The 19,392-nt window shown below is 49.6% G+C and carries 18 protein-coding genes; 5 read left to right on the top strand and 13 right to left on the bottom strand.

What is annotated here, in order from left to right:
* Window positions 1-84 precede the first annotated feature (84 nt).
* The 6 genes from trmB to ACQ6WK_RS16645 all read right to left on the bottom strand — a co-directional run bounded on the left by trmB (window position 85) and on the right by ACQ6WK_RS16645 (window position 5,631).
* Entirely contained in the window at window positions 85-804 is a 720-nt protein-coding gene (gene trmB / locus ACQ6WK_RS16670) for a tRNA (guanosine(46)-N7)-methyltransferase TrmB (RefSeq protein ID WP_432798523.1), read from the bottom strand.
* A 74-nt stretch (window positions 805-878) separates the two neighbouring features.
* A complete protein-coding gene (locus ACQ6WK_RS16665; RefSeq protein WP_432798522.1) occupies window positions 879-1,535 on the bottom strand; it encodes a fasciclin domain-containing protein in 657 nt (218 codons plus the stop codon).
* Window positions 1,536-1,582: 47 nt separating this feature from the next.
* Window positions 1,583-2,176 carry a fasciclin domain-containing protein gene (locus ACQ6WK_RS16660; RefSeq protein WP_432798521.1) on the bottom strand — a complete coding sequence of 198 codons (594 nt, stop codon included), beginning with the start codon at window positions 2,174-2,176 and terminating at the stop codon, window positions 1,583-1,585.
* 110 nt (window positions 2,177-2,286) lie between these two features.
* Window positions 2,287-2,517 carry a DUF378 domain-containing protein gene (locus tag ACQ6WK_RS16655; protein WP_432798520.1) on the bottom strand — a complete coding sequence of 77 codons (231 nt, stop codon included), beginning with the start codon at window positions 2,515-2,517 and terminating at the stop codon, window positions 2,287-2,289.
* 284 nt (window positions 2,518-2,801) lie between these two features.
* The gene (gene dgt, locus ACQ6WK_RS16650) at window positions 2,802-4,220 is read right to left on the bottom strand and encodes a dGTP triphosphohydrolase (RefSeq protein ID WP_432798519.1); all 1,419 of its coding nucleotides are present in this window, start codon (window positions 4,218-4,220) and stop codon (window positions 2,802-2,804) included.
* 103 nt (window positions 4,221-4,323) lie between these two features.
* Complete coding sequence (locus tag ACQ6WK_RS16645; protein ID WP_432798518.1) at window positions 4,324-5,631, bottom strand: PLP-dependent aminotransferase family protein; 1,308 nt, start codon at window positions 5,629-5,631, stop codon at window positions 4,324-4,326.
* 266 nt (window positions 5,632-5,897) lie between these two features.
* Here ACQ6WK_RS16645 and ACQ6WK_RS16640 point away from each other — a divergent pair, with 266 nt between their 5' ends.
* Together ACQ6WK_RS16640 and ACQ6WK_RS16635 are read left to right on the top strand one after the other, a co-directional pair.
* Entirely contained in the window at window positions 5,898-6,458 is a 561-nt protein-coding gene (locus ACQ6WK_RS16640) for a dihydrofolate reductase family protein (protein WP_432798517.1), read from the top strand.
* 37 nt (window positions 6,459-6,495) lie between these two features.
* Complete coding sequence (locus ACQ6WK_RS16635; RefSeq protein WP_432798516.1) at window positions 6,496-7,950, top strand: sulfatase; 1,455 nt, start codon at window positions 6,496-6,498, stop codon at window positions 7,948-7,950.
* Between the two features lie 64 nt (window positions 7,951-8,014).
* On the opposite strand, the gene ACQ6WK_RS16630 is transcribed toward ACQ6WK_RS16635, so the two are convergent.
* The 5 genes from ACQ6WK_RS16630 to ACQ6WK_RS16610 form a co-directional block, all read right to left on the bottom strand.
* Entirely contained in the window at window positions 8,015-9,262 is a 1,248-nt protein-coding gene (locus ACQ6WK_RS16630; protein WP_432798515.1) for a B12-binding domain-containing radical SAM protein, read from the bottom strand.
* Between the two features lie 70 nt (window positions 9,263-9,332).
* A complete protein-coding gene (locus ACQ6WK_RS16625; protein WP_432798514.1) occupies window positions 9,333-9,572 on the bottom strand; it encodes a hypothetical protein in 240 nt (79 codons plus the stop codon).
* Window positions 9,573-9,646: 74 nt separating this feature from the next.
* Window positions 9,647-10,342 carry a CerR family C-terminal domain-containing protein gene (locus ACQ6WK_RS16620; protein WP_432798513.1) on the bottom strand — a complete coding sequence of 232 codons (696 nt, stop codon included), beginning with the start codon at window positions 10,340-10,342 and terminating at the stop codon, window positions 9,647-9,649.
* A 232-nt stretch (window positions 10,343-10,574) separates the two neighbouring features.
* The gene (locus tag ACQ6WK_RS16615; protein ID WP_432798512.1) at window positions 10,575-11,327 is read right to left on the bottom strand and encodes an endonuclease NucS domain-containing protein; all 753 of its coding nucleotides are present in this window, start codon (window positions 11,325-11,327) and stop codon (window positions 10,575-10,577) included.
* 134 nt (window positions 11,328-11,461) lie between these two features.
* Window positions 11,462-12,310, bottom strand: a complete 849-nt coding sequence (locus ACQ6WK_RS16610; protein WP_432798511.1) for a hypothetical protein — start codon at window positions 12,308-12,310, stop codon at window positions 11,462-11,464.
* A gap of 464 nt (window positions 12,311-12,774) precedes the next feature.
* Between ACQ6WK_RS16610 and thrS the strand changes: the two genes are divergently transcribed.
* On the top strand, window positions 12,775-14,898 hold the full coding sequence (thrS, locus tag ACQ6WK_RS16605; protein ID WP_432798510.1) for a threonine--tRNA ligase: 2,124 nt from the start codon (window positions 12,775-12,777) through the stop codon (window positions 14,896-14,898).
* A gap of 60 nt (window positions 14,899-14,958) precedes the next feature.
* Here the strand turns inward: thrS and ACQ6WK_RS16600 are convergent, their stop codons facing one another.
* Window positions 14,959-16,452: an Lcl domain-containing protein gene (locus tag ACQ6WK_RS16600; protein WP_432798509.1), complete on the bottom strand. Its 1,494-nt coding sequence runs from the start codon at window positions 16,450-16,452 to the stop codon at window positions 14,959-14,961.
* Window positions 16,453-16,797: 345 nt separating this feature from the next.
* Here ACQ6WK_RS16600 and ACQ6WK_RS16595 point away from each other — a divergent pair, with 345 nt between their 5' ends.
* Entirely contained in the window at window positions 16,798-17,754 is a 957-nt protein-coding gene (locus ACQ6WK_RS16595; RefSeq protein WP_432798508.1) for a hypothetical protein, read from the top strand.
* 123 nt (window positions 17,755-17,877) lie between these two features.
* On the opposite strand, the gene ACQ6WK_RS16590 is transcribed toward ACQ6WK_RS16595, so the two are convergent.
* Window positions 17,878-18,735, bottom strand: a complete 858-nt coding sequence (locus ACQ6WK_RS16590) for a PhzF family phenazine biosynthesis protein (RefSeq protein WP_432798507.1) — start codon at window positions 18,733-18,735, stop codon at window positions 17,878-17,880.
* 97 nt (window positions 18,736-18,832) lie between these two features.
* Between ACQ6WK_RS16590 and ACQ6WK_RS16585 the strand changes: the two genes are divergently transcribed.
* Entirely contained in the window at window positions 18,833-19,324 is a 492-nt protein-coding gene (locus tag ACQ6WK_RS16585; RefSeq protein WP_432798506.1) for an NAD-binding protein, read from the top strand.
* The last annotated feature ends 68 nt before the right edge of the window (window positions 19,325-19,392 follow it).

Genomic DNA, 19,392 nt, shown 5'->3' with positions numbered 1-19,392 from the left:
CGATAACCCTTTAGATTTCCACCGGTTTTCATATCAATGCTGCTCTGAAGACCCAACCCCCTGTAACACCATGACTTCTAACGACTACCCCTTCTTCACCAGCACCATCCCGTTGAACTCCCGCCCTTCCTCACGGTACTTCCGCTCGAAATTTGTCCCCACCAGTTCACCCTCCTCAGCACTTGCTGGGCTTTCAAAAGCGATCCGCTCGTACAAATCCTCCACCTTCGCTGCGTGTTCTTCCATCCACGCAAAATAGTCAAGATGATCTGTCGCCAATCTCACTCGTCCACCCGCAACCAACTTCACATGCAACTCTCTCAAAAACCCTTCTTGTACCAATCGCCGCTTGTTATGCCGCGCCTTCGGCCAAGGATCCGGGAAATAAATATGCACCTGACTCAATACCCCTTCCCCCACATAATTCCGTAAAAAATATCCTGCCTCAGCATGCAACATCCGAACGTTCGGCAAGCCGTGCCTCCTCACACGGTCCGCCGCATGCCGCCAGTACGCTTTCGCATATTCGACCCCCAAATAATTGATCCCAAGCGTTTGCGGCGACTGCTGCACCAAAAACGTCCCCTTCCCACTTCCAATCTCCAGCTCCAACGGCAACCCCTTGTCCACAAAGTCAAAATATTCCGCAAGATCGATTACCCCATCTTCAAACGGCGGCAAGTCCTCCGCTTCAAAACCATAACCACTGACCTCAAGCTTGTTGCCTGTCGCCCGTTTCCGATTCGTATTTCCTGCACCTCTATTCATCACCACAGCATACCCCATCCCACCCCTTGTTTTCAAAAACACCTCCAACAACAAAAAACCCGTCGCATCCCTGCAACGGGTTTCGAACATCTCATATCAGTAAGATCAAACTACCGCAGATCATTCACATCAAATCGATCTGGAAGAAGCACCTTGTCTATCTGATGCACCACACCATTTCGCGAGATCAAATCTGTATTGGTCACGCGCGCTCCACTGACATAAATCTGATCGCCATCCGTCCGAATGATCAACTTCTGTCCTTCAAGTGAACGGAGATCGTGTTCTTGGCCGATCTTTGCCATGTCATATTGACCCTTCACCACGTGATACTTCAAGATCATCTGTAGATACCAGCGGTTCTCAGGCTTTAATAATTTTTCCAGTACACCGTCCGGCAAATCGTCAAAAGCATCATCGGTCGGCGCAAACAATGTATATGGCCCGCGTTCCTGCAATACCCTTGTCAACTGTGCTTCTCTTACAGCTTTATCTAGCGTGGAAAACTGATTGTGGTCGGATAGTACCGCCACAATCGTTGCCGGTTCATCCATCCTCTCACCCACCCGATCATTCATCTCCCCATCCATCTTGTTTTTCATCCGCTTATCATCCGCTTTGTCCTTATCCATCTTCTCAGGCATCGCGCTTGATGACGAACCATCCATGTTTTTGTCATCGCCGTTATGGCAACCAAAAGTCACCAAACTTATCATCGCAATAACACCAGCCAAACTCATCAAGCACATTCGATTACGTTTCAACATCTTAAATCTCCAAAAAATTTACCCACTTCATCACCCGTCACAGCCCTTCACTCCCCGTCAATTTCTTTCTCTAACCCCAAACCATCCAATCCACCCGGTAATAAAACACGATCAATCCCATGTACCACGCCATTGCCCGCTAACCGCTCACCACCTACCAATACAGCACCATCTACCGAAACCGTCTCGCCAACCACGCCGACCCGAAGCGTCTGCCCTTCAAGCGTCGGCACCACCTCCATATTGATCAGATCATTTCGCAAATACATCCCAGGTGCCAAATGAAAACTGAGCACCTGTCGCAGCGTTTCACGATTGCTTTCTTTTTTTAAATCCGCAAGCACATCCGCGTTTAGCTTTTCAAACGCTCGGTCCGTTGGCGCGAAAACTGTCACCGGCCCATCGCCTTCTACAACCGCCTCCAATCCACCTAATACAATAAGTGATCGCATCGTGGCATACTCACCCTCTCCTGTCATCACTTCCATCACTGTCGCTGGTTCATTAATCCCCGAACCATCCCCTTCACCGCACGCTCGGCTGACCACCATAAACAATAACGCCACCCCAAGCAGCATGAACAGCCACGTCTCCCAACTCATTCGCCCCCTCTCAATCTTGTTTGTTTTTTTATCTACCATCAATCAACTCACCCAAGATGGTTACACATTAAACAAAAGGAAGCCGACGCACTTTCATGCGCCAGCTTCTAATCCATTCTCAGCCGCATCATCCTTGATACAACTGCTAATTACATTGGCTTACTTGCAGCGGTCTGACCCCAACGCTGCTGGATGGCTTTGAACTGCGCAATCTGCCATACAGCCGCAACACCAACCAGGATGTAGATCAACCGCGCGAGTGCCGTGCCTTCACCACCAAAAACCGAAGCTATCAGGTCAAACTGGAACAAACCTACTAGTGCCCAGTTCAGCCCGCCAACGATCAGCAAGATTGCTGCAATTACATCTAATGCCTTCATAATTCAGTCCTTTCCATGATGTACCGGTGCGCCTTTCGCATTCCGTTTCTCTTAAGGACCCCATGCCCACGCCACTTACGCAGACCCATCAACAATATCATTCCGTACAAATCGAAACCTTCTACTTTTCCCCCCCACAAATCGCCTTCATTTCCGATATTTGTTGATTTTTTACTTGAAACAAGGGGTAAAACCGCACCCGCATCCGTTGCGCCATGCAATAACTCCCCCTCAATCACAGCCTCGCATTCCCTTAGACAACTCGCCCCCCCTACTTCTTAACACTACCCCAAAAGCTCTCTATGAATCTGCCGTGCATAATGATCGGTCATACCGCAAACATAATCCGTCACCAAGTGTAGCTTTAGTTCCCAACGTGCTGCATCATCCGCCGCTTTCTCATACCACCGCTCAAACAACCCTCGATAATTCGGCGAGATCAGCTCCCAAACCTTTGCATCATATCCTCGCAAACTCGCCTTTCCCTCATATCCGCGTACCGCATCCCAAAACAAGTCGAGCAGATCCATGATCACCTTCCGTCCCAAGACCTCTAACTTCACATTAGACGTCACCCCATAAACGTGATCATATCCCACCCCCTTACACGCCTTCACCACAGCCCCCATCCCCGCTTCTACCACAAGCTCTCCCTTAAATACGCCGCACATGATCTGGTCATACTTTGCCTCAAATCCTTCAACCACACTTTCAATGAGCACTCCAATCAATCGCGTCCGTAGCAATTGCCCTGCCACGACATTCCGCTCACCACGATCGTGACTGCCTATATGATGATCCAACTGGCCATCAATATGCTCCGCCATAGCCGCAACCTTCTCCCCTATCTCGCCTTCGAGACGTACCTCAAGCTCGCGCTTTACTTGTTCCCAATCTAAAATCCCCTTCGATAAACCATCTTCAAGATCGCCCGTGCAATACACAATATCGTCTGCCGCTTCCACCAAATACGTCAGTGGATGACGCATCCCCACCAATGACCCATTCACACCCGTCCCCGTCTGCGCTTCGATCTTTACAATCTGTTCGCGCTCCGTACGAAACCAGCCCGGCTTCTTCTTCCCTTGATCCGTCTTATCAACATCTACACTCCGCCCCACATATTTCCGACACGCGCTCAGTGTTCCGTACGTCAGATTCAACCCACTCTCCCCTAGTAGACTCTGCAATTTAAGTACAATCCGCATCGTCTGCGCATTACCTTCAAACTTCAAAAAATCTGCACGCGCCCACTTCGCATCGTCATCATCACCATCTAGCGCATCTCCCCATACCTTCTCACCTTTCCCTGCAAACCACTCCGCGATTGCCGCTTCACCTGCATGACCAAACGGCGGATTCCCCAAATCATGCAATAACCCAGCCGTCGCGCAGACTGCTGCAATCCCACCACGCACTTCATCGTCTATCTCACGCTTAGTCCCACTTAACCACCGTTCCGCCAAACTCCGCGCAATACAACTCACCTCCAACGAATGCGTCAACCTGTTCCGTACACGATCATTCGGCTCAAGCGGAAACACCTGAGCCTTGTGCTGCAACCGCCGTACCGCACTTGAAAATAGTGCTCGGTCATAATCCCGCTGAAACTCACTTCGCACCTCTCCCCCAGAAGTCACACCACCCTCTTTGCTCCCCATATAAAACCGCTCACAGTTCAGTAATTGTTTCCAGTCCATCATGCCGGCATTTTAACAAGCATGATCATTCGCAACACTAAAAAACCGCACACCTTGCGGCATACGGTCATTATCATTCAAATAATTTATCATCCCCATCACGTCATTACTTCGCCACTTCCTTCGGTAAAATATGTGCAATCGCCTCACCCAATCGCTTCACCCCTTCCTCAACCTGCTCCGCTGTTGCCGTCCCAAACGACAACCGAATCTGATTGCTCGGCGCATCACGATTCGGATCTTCTGGATAACAGTAAACCCCCGGCACACCGATCACTCCACGCTCCATCTTCGCTGCAAACAGCTTCCCATCCTTCCCCGTATCAATCCCCTCCGGCAACGTCAGCCACACATACAAACCACCGCTCGGCTTCGTCCAATATATCCTCTTATCCAACACCCCGACATATTTCTCCAGCGCTTCAAGCATCACGTCGCGCTTTAATTTATACGCCTTCTTCAACCGCTCAACATGTTTCGCAAAAACACCTCGCTTCATCGCCTCATAAATCAAATGCTGCGACAAGTTCGTCGAACCAAAATCCCGTCCACCCTTGTTCAACTGTATCGGCTTGATTAAATCATTCGGCAAAAGCCCGTATCCCGTCTTAAGCCCCGGACTGAACGGCTTGCTAAACGTCGCCAAATACGCCACGTATTCATTATCCACATCCCATGTCTTCATCGATTTTGGCGCTTCACCCTCATATGTCAGTTCACGATACGCCGCATCTTCCACAATCAAAATCCGATGCCGCTTCGAGAACTTCTTTACAATCTCCACGATTTGCTGCTTACGTTCCTGAGCCAACGTGATCCCTGTCGGGTTCTGATGATAGCTCACCACATACACCATCTTCACCCGCTCTATCTGATTCAGCGCATCATACCCCTCCAGCATCCGCTCTAAACATTCCGGCTTCATCCCATATTCATCAATATCTACACTCCGCACAGTCGCACCCACCGCCGCCAACGCACCCGTATACACAAAATAGCTCGGCCACGATGCAATCACCACATCATGCTCATCCAGCATCACATCTGCCAGCATATGCAATAGTTGTTGACTCCCCGTGCTAACGACCACTTCAGCCGCACTTCCCGGATACGCGCTCGGCTTCACCCCATCCATCTCACACAAATGTTCATAGAGAAGTTGGCGCAACTCCCAGAATCCCTCGGTCGTTCCGTACTGTAACGCCACCCTGCTCTTTGCCTCATCCCCCAAAATGTCCTGCAAGATCGCCGAACATTCTTCCGCCGGCAGTGTCTCATAATCCACCAACCCTGCTGCCAGCGAAATCAAGTCCGGATTCTCGATCGCCTTCGCCATCAAATAGCTGATCGGCTGATCAACAATCCGTTGACCTCGCTTAGAAAATCCAAAACCAACTTGCTGCTTATCGCTCATCGCACTTCGCCTTCTTCACGTCATACCATCGGCAACACGCCGCAACCGGTTCACACAAACCCGTCAAGGCCGCCAATCATCATTATCCCACACACAGGCGCATCCCCTTTTTATACTCCTCCCACTCTATGCCAACACGCCCCCATATTCCCGCCAAACCTCTACATCATACCCCCCTCGTCCCCTACCCGCACGCCCCTGCTTCCTAAGTGCCACCCCTATCTCACACCTTCCACAACTCACAAGCAATCGCTATCATCGTTCCCATGCTTAACCTCACCCTCTTTATTGCAACCTCACTCGATAACTACATTGCTTCACCCGACGGCTCCGTCGATTGGCTCTTCACAGATCAAGATTACAACTACACCTCTTTCTACAAAAACATCCACACTCTCTTGCTCGGCCGCAAAACCTACGACCAAATCCTCACCTTCGGCCCATACCCATACCCCACCAAGCAATCCATCGTCTTCACCCACCACACCCCCGATCATAATCCCCATCCTGACAATATTACTTTCGCAGATAAGTCCATCATCGATTACATCCATCACCTCAAATCTCAGCACAGCATCAACCCCACACATCTCCCTGAACCCGAACCCCAGCTTAATCTTTGGCTCGTCGGCGGCGCTTCCCTCATCCACCCACTCATCCACCACAACCTCATTGACACCTACATCTTCTCCGTCCACCCCGTACTCCTCGGCAAAGGCGTCCCCCTCTTTCCGCACTCAGACAACAATCCCCTCCTCCACCTCAACCACACCAAAACCGAATCCTTCCCCACAGGTCTTGTCCAGTCCACCTATATCAAAGCATAATGGATAAACAGATATTCTAAATAGATAGAGCAAAAAAATGATTAAATCCACAGCCATTTACTCTGCATCCTGTCTAGCCACTCTCTCTCTCCTTACCTCATCCACAAACTCTTTTGCTCAAGCAAACTCGCTTAATACAAAACCAAACATTATCTTCATCCTTGCCGACGACCTCGGATACATGGATGTCGCCTACAACAATCCCAGCTTCTACGAAACGCCAAACATCAACCAACTTGCTGCCGATGGGCTCATATTCACAAATGCTTATTCTTGTGGTCCTAACTGTGCTCCAACACGCGCATCTCTTATCTCAGGAACTTACACACCACGACACCACATCTATACACCTGGTGCTCGATCAAAAGGCCGTCTCGACTACATGCGACTTGCCGTCCCAAATCGCGAATCAAATAACCCCCTCTATAACACAATCCCCACACCAACCGCTCTCCCCGAAAACACCCCTTCCATCGCCACCAATCTCAAGGCTGCCGGTTACACCACTGCCCGCTTTGGTAAATGGCATCTTGGACCACACCACCTTGGATTTGATATTAGTTCAACTAGCGATAAACCCAACGACACTAAAACACACTATAACGACATCAACATCGCCGAAACCCTTACCAGCCGTGCCATCACCTTTATAGACAATCATAAAGACAAACCTTTTTTTCTTTATCTCTCACACTTTGATGTCCATACACCCATTAAAGCTCGCGCAGACATCACCGACTATTTCAAACAAAAACTCGAAAAAACCGACGAAAAATATAACCCAATCTACGCCGCTATGATTCATGCCGTTGATCATTCCGTTGGCCGCATCCGGGATCATCTTAAAAAAATTCATCTCGATCAAAACACGATTATTATCTTTTCATCTGACAACGGCGGCGTTACTTCCGTTACTACAAACAAGCCTCTACGTTCTGGCAAAGGATCACTCTTTGAGGGCGGCATCCGTATACCCACCATTATCCTTTACCCCCATGTCACAGCTCCAAACACTCGTTGCGATACACCCATAAACTCAGTTGATTTTCTTCCGACATTCGCGGAAATTGCTCAATCACCCATTCCCTCTGATCAACTATGCGACGGCATATCAATCCTCCCTCTCCTAAAGTCAGAACATATCAACCCTCGTCCTATCTTCTGGTACTACCCGCTCTACCTTAGTGGCAATAAAAAAGTTCGAAACATCCCCGTACATAATACTGATCATATCTATTGGCGAGGTGTCCCTGCCGCTGCTATAAGATTTGGTGATTACAAACTCATTCGATACTTTGAGAATAACAGTACCAAACTCTTTAACCTCAAAAACGATATATCTGAAACCACTGATCTTTCAACGTTAAATCCACAAATGCATCAAGAACTGCTCACCATGCTGAATAACTGGCTTGCTGATACCAATGCGCACATTCCGACAAAACTCAATCCCACATTTACTCTCAATAATAAAACTAAAGCTACAAACTAAAATTGTCCCGCCCTCACACGCATAAGGACGAGACAAGTAAAGAGAATCATAAAAAAATTCACCCCTACGGCGTCAACATTATCGCGTTCCCAATCCCAAAACGCTTCACATGCTTCGCCTTCCGCTTAATGTACCGCCACGTATCGTAATACTTCTCCGTAAACCATCCTGCCCCCTCCTCCAACTCAGCGGCACTCATCCCCATCGGTTTAAACACCGCATGTGATCCGTCATATAAGCTCCAATTCTTCGTTAAAATCCGTCCTTCGCTTTCCAACTTCTTATACAACCGCGTCCCAGGATATGGTGTCATAATCACTCCCGTCACCACATCCACATCAACCTCGTCCACATAATCCAGCGACTGCTGAAAAATATCAGTATCATGCTGATCAAAACCAAACAAAATACATGAATCGACCATCACGTTCCGCTCATGCAAACGCGCCACCTGATCCTTCACCTTATCCACCGACACAAACCCTTTACCTACGCCTTTGAGTGCCGACTGCGACGGCGTTTCCAAACCCGCCAGCATATATCGCATCCCACTATCTACCGCGGCATCTAACAGTTCCTCATCATCCGCCATCGTGATCGTGGTCTCACCGACCCAATTGATCCCCAACGGCTTGATCTCCTTAAAAAGCGCCATCGCATAATCGCGATCAAACGTCAGATTATCCGAGTGCAATTCCACCCAGTCATACCCACACGCCGCAATCTCACGCGCCACTTCTTTCACCGGCCGCCACCGCTGTGCCCCGCCAAAAACACGCACCGTACAAAACGCACAATTAAACCCGCATCCTCGCGACACCAATACCGACCATAGCCCCTTGTAAATATCCGCCGATATCTTGCCCAACGGAAAATCCTTGATCCCGCGCAAATCCACCGGCTTATCTCGTTCATAGCGCGCTTTCATCTTCCCATCGCACGCGTCAGCCAAAATATCTTCCCATAACCCTTCACTCTCTCCCACAATCACCGCATCCGCATGACCCGCGGCTTCCTCCGGCAAAAACGTAGCGTGCAATCCTCCCAACACCACAATCTTACCACGCTTCCGATATGCATCCGCCAATTCATACATCCGCATAGCATCCGGCGTGGACGCAAAAATACCAACCACGTCCGCATCTGTCTTCAATCGTGCAGGGCTCCCCGAAGTTTCATCTACCATCTCAAACTTTATTCCCTGCGGTAATGCCGCTGCTGCCGAGAATATATTCTGGGGCGGCGAACCTACATATTTCTTATACCGCTTAAAATCACTATCATTCGATGCTTTAATCAATAAAACTTTCATCGCAAATCTCCAAGTCCCCCAAACGTACACTAGTCCAAACAAACCACACCCACCCAAAAAATAAATACCACTACATTCCAAACACCAATGCCAGCACACCAAATACCAACCACATTAATGTGATCAACCAAAACAGAATCACATGATCATCACGCCGAATATCTTCTACCAAAAACGTTCGACCCATAATGATTTCATAAATACCCCACCACAAAAACAACACGCCCCAAACCCGATACCAACCCATCGCAGTTCCACCAATCAAAATGATCAGCGATATAATCGTGAACCATTTGATCTTTTTCATCATTCAACCTTTCAACATATTATTTAACGACAACGTGAAGATAAATATTAAAACTATTTAAATTAAACCCTCAAAACTCATAATGATTCACGTGCCGCCTCAATCGTTGCTATCGCAATCCGCTCCGTGAACGTGACCAGTCGATCCACAACTTCACTATCCGTATACACTCCCGGCCATACATACCGCATCGCGCCACTTTCGTAATAGTAAACATACACCTGCCCCAACAAACTCATCACACAAAAATTCACACGTTCATCTAGCTTCCCCAGTCCCAACATCCCGCTCACAATCTCAACCAGCACCTCAACCTGCTGCATCCCCTCACCCATATACCACTTCAAATACACTTCCGACGGCGATAGCATCTCCCGCGTCAATAACTGACGATACCAACCAACCCCCTCATCTTCATCAATCCCATACATCAGCGCATCATGCACTGCCCACATCACCCACATCCGCAGCTTCTCCTTGTTTGGCAGCGCTCCATATCCCGATTCAGTTGCAAAGGCTGGCTTCCCAAAATATGACAACACCTCACCCAGCACAGCCTCATATAAACCATCCTTACTCTTAAAGTGATAGTTCAATACACCTATCCCCACACCTGCTTCTTTCGCAATCAACCGTACACTTGTCCCATCAAATCCCTTCTCCGCAAACAACCGACCACTCACATGAATCAACTTGTCGCGCGTTATATCCCCGCGCTCCTTTTCCCCTGTCTCATCACGAACTTTCACAATCTGTTTCTGCTTATCTACCATCACAAACTCACTTTTAAACCAAAGCTTTCGAGGTCCATCCTTCATCCTCTCTTAATCGCTTACCATGCCGCTGAACATTCGTTTTGAACGATTGTTCAATTAAAGTATAGCATCCGGCCTCATTTGGTCAAAATAAATCGCACGCGCTTAATCGAAATTGCATGTAAACAATTTATCAACATATATTTACATTTTATGAGATATCCGGAAACCCCCTCCTCTACCTAGCAATCTATGTCATAACGCGTTGCAATTTCACTGACATTTCGTACTCCAACAACGACACATCCGCCAGCCCCGCACACGCTAGCTGCAGGTCTTCTGTGATGTGCCGCGCCACGATCATCCCTCGTACCCGTTGCCCTTCTTCTGCCACAAACCGCCGCACCCAGTTCATATACCTGAGCAATTGCCCCACCACCCGGTCGTAACCCTTGCTCACTTTCAACTCGACAACCACCAAACCACCTTCCCGATCCACCGCCAGCAAATCAATCAGTCGTCCACCTGCTGGATATTCAATCCCCTTTGCCTCTTCATCTTCGTATAGCACCATTCCGTCTTCGATCACCGCTAAATGCCGCGCCAAAAAATGTTGTAAATCCTTCTCATACGCAAACTCGCTACTTTCAGCCCGCCGCGCCGTTTCCGCAACCACTTCATCTTCTACCTCGCAAACATCCTCATATCCCCCCGGTACAATCGGCCGTGGATGCCGCGCCGCATCATATAACTCCCACTCACCACGTCCTACCTGATAAAACAAATCATCCCGCAACGTCCTGCGGTAATGACTTACTCGGCTTTCTGCATTCGTACTCATCCGAGTCAAATGTGAGTTCACCACCTCCACACGGATCTTTGGATATCGCTCACGGAACCAATTCACCACCTGCTCCCGCTGAATCCGTTCACCCTTACGAATCCCCATCTCATCGACCATCATAAACATCAATTCGCGCGTCGATTTCTCATAGATCGCCATCGGTCTCTCTCACCTTCTTGACATGCAACAACCAGATGTGCTTCCCTGCGTCATCCTCCGGCATCCTGCCCCTAAGGTGAGATCTTAACACAACTCACGCAAAAACCCTATAAAAATAGTGTCTTTCATCTCACTCAATCCTGACCATCATCCGCATAACCATCAATCACTTTCGCCAGCTCCTCTGCGGGCTTCGACAAAAACTCACCCCAATGCTCAAAACCAAAGTTACGTAAATTCTGCCGCTGCAGCCCACGATCATACTCCCCCGATACATCCGCGCCCTTGTGGTAGTAGTCAATCCGCGACCACCCGGTTTTCTCTTGGTGCTTCTGATATCCAGCTATTGCTTTCGCCGGCACCATAAAACACATCCCCTTCACTGGCTCGGGCTCGGGCAACACCGGCTCGGGATGCAGCACAAACCCCTTCACATCTTCACCCAATCGCTTGCTGATCCCTTCGCGCATCGTCTCAACAAACTCACGATGAAAAGCATCCCCCACATCCTCACGCATGCGCTCAGCATACTTTTCGCTGCCATCACCTTTCCCATCCAGCTTAGGATCCAAAAAGAAATGAAGCACCGGCAGGATCGCGGCCACCACCGCCACCACAATTGCATAATCATGCCACCGCTTTGGCAACCCGATAGCCTCAATACCCTCTGGCCCAAGAAAATACGCCGCCCCAAATATCACCGCCCCGAGCGCCGGCCCGCCCACATTCAAAATCTTCTGTCGTTGCTGGTAGCGCACTAACGCAAGCCGCCGATCCGCCGCCGCTTCAGACACTTTCTTCGTCATACAATCCGCACACACCTCGGTCTGCACACGATCAATCTCTTGCATCCCCCATCCCCGCACGATCACCTGCCCGCTTGTCACTGCAAATCCGCGCTTCTTCGCTACCGCCAACTTCACCACCACCCACTCTTTCACATCCATTTCAGCACATTCAGATTCACAGGCTAGGCAAGTCATCATCAAACCCCTTGTTTTACAGCTTAAATATCATCTTGCTTATAAGCTCCCCTCATCGCAGCACCAAAATATCCCATAGCATCGCACAACCCGCAAATATTCACAATCTTTTTATACTCCCACTCTCTTGCATCACCTCTCTCATCTCGATACTTTGAGTGCATCATGTTGATCACCCGTGAAACAACCACCCCCAGAAGCACCACCACGACCGACACAACACCGGACCGAGGCAAGTGATCCACTGATTCATCAAACCACTCAGCAATTCACCCGCCTCGCCAAACCGCGAGGCGTTTCTCATTCTCCCCCACCCTCAGAAGTAAAATTGCTTTCAACCGCATCAACCCGCGCCTTCAATGGTGAACGAAACATCAAACCGCCTTTTACATTAAAATTCTGAAATCCAACACCCAAGGGCCAAACCCCTAAAATGCAGTGCAAAAGCCACTGGAGACCGCATCATGAGCGACAACATCAATATCAAACTCCCTGATGGTAATTCCCTCTCTCTAGCCGTCGGCTCAACTCCCTACGACGTCGCCGCCTCAATCGGTGAAGGACTCGCCAAGGCAGCCATTGGCGCCCGCGTCAACGGCACACTCGTCGACGTAACCTCCCCAATCACAGAAGATTGCGAAATCGGCATCGTCACCGCACCCCGACAGGACAAGAAAGGCCGCTCCAAATTCCGCGATGAGCAGCACCAAGCCGATGCGCTATACCTCCTCCGCCACTCCACCGCTCACGTCATGGCCGAAGCCATCGAAAAGCTCTGGCCGGACACCGAACTCGCCTACGGCCCGCCGCTGGACACCGGCTTCTACTACGACATCAAACTCGACACCCCCATCTCCTCTGACGACTTCGCCAAAATCGAAGCGGAGATGAAAAATATCATCGCCAGCCACCGCGCCTTCAAACGATACGACCTCCCCGTGGATGAGGGGATGAAGAAGCTGCAGGCGGAGAACAATAAATACAAGATCGATAACGCCGAGCGCGCGATCGAAAACGGCGCGACCACGTTGTCATGGTATGTGACGGGTGATCCATCTTTAGATTCAGCTTGTTCGACCACACCGCAATCTGAATTTTGGGAAGACCTCTGCCAAGGGCCGCACGTCACCAACACCTCACTCATCGGTGCTTACAAGGTGATGTCGATCGCCTCCTCCAACTGGCACGGCGATGTGAACTCCGACCGCTTCCAGCGCGTCTACGGCACCGCCTTCTTCTCAGAAAAAGACCTCGAAGAATATCTCGAAAAACTTGAGCAAGCCAAAGCGCGCGACCACCGCGTCATCGGACAAAAACTCGGGCTATTTGCAATCGATGATAAGGTTGGTCAGGGTTTGGTGCTTTGGAAGCCGAAGGGCGGGATCATCCGCGATCAGTTGCAGAAGTTTATTGGCGAGCATTTGACCAAGCAGGGTTATTTTCAGGTGTTCACGCCGCACATCGGGAAGCTGGATCTATATAGAACATCCGGCCACTTCCCGTACTATCAAGATTCGCAATATCCGCCATTGATTTCAGGTGAACAAATCAAAGCACTTGCGGATGAAGGTTGTACGTGTGGTCAGCTTTCAAACATGCTTGAAGAAGGCGACATTGATGGCTACCTGCTCAAGCCGATGAACTGCCCGCATCACATTCGGATTTATGCGAGTGAAAAACGATCGTACCGCGATTTGCCGATCCGTTTGGCGGAGTTCGGCACGGTGTATCGTTGGGAACAATCAGGCGAACTGAATGGGATGACGCGCGTGCGTGGTTTTACGCAAGATGATGCGCACCTGTTTGTCTTGCCGGACCAATTGGATGATGAGGTGCAGGGTTGTTTGGAATTGGTGAAGGTGATCTTTAATACGCTGGGCATGGAAGATTACCGTGTGCGTGTTGGGTTGCGTGATCCGGACAGCAGCAAGTATGTCGGTAATCCTGAGGACTGGGATCGCGCGGAAGCAGCCTGTTTGAAGGCGGCTGAGAGTTTGGGTGTGCCGTTTAGTTCGGAGCCGGGTGAGGCGGCATTTTACGGGCCAAAGATCGATTTTGTCGTGAAGGATGTAATTGGTCGCGAATGGCAATTGGGTACGGTACAGGTTGACTATCAGCTGCCACAGCGGTTTGAACTATCTTATGTGGGCAGCGACAACACGGAGCATGCGCCGGTCATGATCCACCGCGCCCCGTTTGGTTCGATGGAACGATTCGTCGGCGTGCTAATTGAGCATTTCAACGGCGCATTCCCGTTATGGCTTCATCCGGAACAGATTCGCGTCCTGCCGATCAGTGATAAGTTTATGGACTATGCGGATGAGGTCTATGCCGCGCTTAGAGAGGCTGGCTTCCGCGTGACACTCGACAGTGGTAATGATCGTTTGAATGGCAAGATCAAAGTAGCGCAGGAAGAAAAGATTCCGTACATGCTGGTGGTGGGCGGCAAGGACCGTGATGCTCGCACGGTAAGTGTACGTCATCGTAGTGAGGGGGATCTGGGCGCGGTGCCGCTCGATCAGTTCTTGCAGCAGGTGGTGGAGGAGAACCAGCGCAAGTCGGTGAAGCCATTGGTAGCAGTAGGATAATTAAATGATATAGGAAAGCAAAAAGCCTGCAGGTTAATTTCTGCAGGCTTTTTTATGCAATTAATGATGGCGCTTGGGAGGTCTGCTGCCAGACTCGTGACTGGGAGGATCTTTGGGCGGACCGGTTGGTGCTTCGTCGGCGGTGATGTAGTTATCACCATTGCGGTCGATGTGTGAGAAGTGTTCTCTAGGACCATCGAATTCTGATTTGGAGATTTTATTGTCGCCGTTGCGATCAAGGCGTTTAATGAAGAGGTCGATCTGTGATCGTAGTTGTGTGTTTTGTACTTGTTTTTCAGTCTTTATGAGTGACGGTTCTTTGGTGATGAGGATTGCTGCGCCACCTCGAACTGGACGGACGAAGTTCTCAATGCGGATGACATCACCTTGGGGACCGTGACCCTGAGGATAGTCATCGGGGTTGCCGGATTTCATGTCGGAGCGTTGCGCACCAGCACCGTGAACATCCATGAGCTTTGCATTGCGCGAGGTTTTACGCGGGTTATTAGAAGGTGGCCGGGGGGACATGAAACCAAGTGCGCGGCCAAAGGCGATATAAACGGCGTTTGTTCCGCCGCGCTGCGATTTGTGTGTCGTTGAAGTCCAGAACTGCGGATAGTCTTTCTTGTTTCCTTCGTTTTTGATGGTTGTTGTATTAAAGATTGGATTGATGGCTGGTGAGCGTGTTGCATCCGGTGAACGTGAGTAGTCAACGATGGATTGGAGTTCTTTGGCGTTTGGAAGTCGCCAATCGGTATGACCGGCGAGTTTGAGTTGTTCGCAGTATTTAAGAGCTTCTTGCCATGGCATGGGTTCACCAGAATCGTTTTGCGCCCATATTAAACCTGTTGCTTTATCTGTAATAGTACCGTCACTATTGTCAATAAAATTGTTTTTGCCATAGTTAGTGTTGCCTCGGACATAGCGAACGAATCGTTGTTTATTACGATCGCGCGGTGAAGAGGTCGGATATCCTTTGATGCGGCCATCAGCAAAGTTAATACCGAAAGCTGTTTTGTTGCCGTTCATGGTGGTTGAGGTGTAGATGGTTGAGGTCCAGTACTGTGCATCGATGATACGCTCTCCGCGGGATGTATCACCGAAAGTGAAGTTAAAACAACTGGTATCAATGAATGGGATCGATGATGAGGTGGCAGCACGAGGGTCGGGGTCGCTGCCGGAGAAATCGATGAGTGAATAGAGTTCTTTGATGGTAGGGAGTCGCCAGTCGTTGTGGTTTGCTGTGCGACATTTCTTCGTACCAAAAACGGCTTGTTGATAGGTGGCCCGCTGATATTCTTTTTGCCACATGAGACTGGTGTTGAGATCGGTGATGGTGCCATCATGATTGTCTTGATAGCTCGGTTTTAATCCTTGATACTGTGCATCCTGGCCGAAGAAGGTACTGGATCTTAAAGGGTATTTAATGCGAGAGGTGTTGTTGTAGGTACGGATCTGATTGGTGTCGACGATGGGGTATGTGTGTGCCGATTGTGCAATAGTCAAAGTGGGGAGGAGAAGAATGATCGCGAAACTGGTGATGATGCATTTCACAAGGAACTCCTTTTGTTGGAAAACGCTTGCAAAGCAAATTTATTGCTGTAAGGGGTGAAGCTTGGGTAGTATTGTCAGGTTGTGTGGATGGCGTGAGCACGGTGGAAAAGGCGATCGGGGGGCTGACGATCTTCAGCAAGTTAACGGGGTTGGTGTTTTGTGTGCTTGCGGCACAGCTAATGATGATGGGCGTGAAACATTTTCTGAATCTATAAAATTGGTGAGGTAAAAAACAATAGAAAATTGGGGTTATGGGAATAGATAAGTCATCATGATGGTTTTGCATGAACACAATGTAGCGCGATCTGCGCTTATCCTATGACCACACACGATGGAGATCAGTCGATGAACACGAAGAAATGCTTGGCAATCCTGTTTGGATTGGCGTTGATGCTGGGGCTGGGTGGACAGGCAGCAATGGCCTGTGACACTTGCGGATGCAGTGACAAACCTGCGGCCACACAGCCAAGTGAGGGCCATGACCACAGTGACAAGGATCACGGTCACAAGCATGCAGAAAAGAAAAAGTGCGAAACATGTGCAAAAGGCGAATACTGCGAGAAGTGTGAAAAGAAGAAAGCTGCCGCTGAGGGCGAGAAATCTAAATGTGAAACATGTGCTGCGGGGAAGCCGTGTACAAAGTGTGACGCTAAAAAGGCCGCCAAAGCTAAAGGTGAGAAAACCATATGTGACGGGGAGACTTGCGAGAAGTGCGAGCCGGTAGGCAAATTTGAACAAGTCGGCGTGGTACAGTCGTTACGTGGATTCTTTGATGCTGAATCAAAAAGCGCTCATGAGCACAATCATGATGAAAGCGGCGAAGCGCTGGTGGACTTGATTTTGGTGACAGAAAAGGGTGTATATCACTTTATTGAGACACCAAGCAATAAGGCTGCTTTATCAGAGATCAAGCCGGGCGATGTAATCGCGGCAAAGGGCAAAATCTACAACAGTGGCTCGATGTTGTTCTTGGACGAAGCAAAACTGGTTGAAGGCAAGCAAGTTGATGTGAGCAAGTTCAAGAGCGCCAAAGGTAAAGAAGTTGAACTGGTGGGTGTGAATGGCTGCCAGTGCCAATTGAAGATGGCGGACTTGCCGCACAGCTGCAAGTTGGGGCACTTACACCATCTGCAAGATACGAAGGGAAATATTTACAACTATATCCCAACGGGTTCGGCACAAGAGTTGATAAAGGGTAAAGGCGGCACACACGGCCAACAGGTGAAGGTGAAAGCAACGCTTTTACCAGGCAACACGCTGGAAGTGAAAAAAGCAGAAACGGTGAAGAAGTCAGAAGGCTAATTCATCAACGAGATATTATTTCTTCTCCCCAACACCGGCGGTGTTGGGATTGAAGAGGTGAATTTAAAATCTATTTTGCCCCCGGAAGCGCCTTATCCAACCTATGGTTAGATGGGGCGTTTTTTATGTGAGGAGTTGCCCGGCAAAGATAGTAGTAGCATAACCGGAGATAAGGAGAACGCCGGGTTTGTCTTGGAGAAGCTCAAGATAGAGGGTACCAGAACGGGGTGAGGCTTGGACGGCAATGAATTCGGATTTACCTAATTTTTCAGACCAATATGGGGCGAGCACACAATGAAGCGAACCGGTAACTGGATCTTCGTTGATGCGGAGCGAGGGGGCAAAGAAACGAGATATAAAATCAACGCTGGTACTTTCGTTATCGACTGTTGTTTTAGTATCCGCTTTAGCTGTCACAGCAATACCACGGTATGGAATGGCCGCTAGTGCATTGAAATCTGGCTGAAGATTGCGAACAAGAGATTCGGATTCCAATGTGAGGATGAGGTCATATGGCCCTTGGAAAAGGTCAACGACGTCGGCGGATTGGAGGCTGAGATGTGTGAGGAGTTGATCATAATTTTGGATGTCGGCGGGGTTGAGGGGTTTGGGTTTATCGAGAGGGAAGCGCATGGTGATACAATTGTTTTCAGTGCGGGAGCAGACGAGGGTACCACGTTTTTGTGTGTGGAAGATGATGTCTGAGGAGATACAGTGCCGACCGGTTTGCCAGAGGATATGTGCTGAGGCGAGGGTGGCGTGACCGCAGAGTTCGACTTCGGCAACAGGCGTGAACCACCGGAGAGAATAGGAGCCGTCATCACGTGGGAGGATGAAGGCGGTTTCGGAGAGGTTCATCTCGGCAGCAACGGCCTGCAGATAAGTGTCAGGCTTTGAATCAGCGAGGATATGGACTGCGGCAGGGTTTCCAGAAAAAGACTGGTCGGTAAAGGCGTCGATCTGGTAAATTGGTCCGGTCATCACATTAAGGATAACGAAGACGACGAGCGCAGCCAGTATTACACATAAGTTTGCGCGGGTTATAGAAGTTTGATGTATCAAAAAGGGCAGGCAAAGCATGAGTGAGTTAGATGAAGAAGCGAGTGTTGTGAAAACAAACGGCGCAGCAGATGCGGGCGATCGTCGTGCGATTGTGGCGGGATATGGACCGGCAGGAAGATTGGTGGCAGCAGAACTTGAAGGAAGCGGTTTTGAGGTGACGGTGATTGATGAGAATGCTGACACGGTTTTAATGCGGCTGGAGAAAAAGAAGGGGGCGAAGTATGGTGATGTTTTGGATGGGAGTGTGCTAGAGGAAGCAGGGATCATGTCGGCGGATTTGCTGGTGGTGGCGATCCCAGACGAACGATCAGCAATTGAGGCTTGCCGAATTGCACGGTCGATGAGACGGGATTTGTTCATCGTGGCGCGGACGAATTTTTTGAGCAGAGGCATGATGGCGGAGCAGGCTGGGGCAGATGAGGTAGTGGTGGAAGAGGTGGTCACCGCGGCAGCGATGCGGGATGTGATTGTGAAGGAGCTTGAAAATGGGGGACGATTGAGTGATTAAGGACTTTTAAACGAAGACATTTGGGGGTCGGATTGCAATCACAGCTGAATGTGAGAGGATAGTAGGTG

The organism is Poriferisphaera sp. WC338 (assembly GCF_050931845.1).
Taxonomy (GTDB): domain Bacteria; phylum Planctomycetota; class Phycisphaerae; order Phycisphaerales; family Phycisphaeraceae; genus Poriferisphaera.
This window is presented reverse-complemented; position numbering and strand designations above follow the sequence as displayed.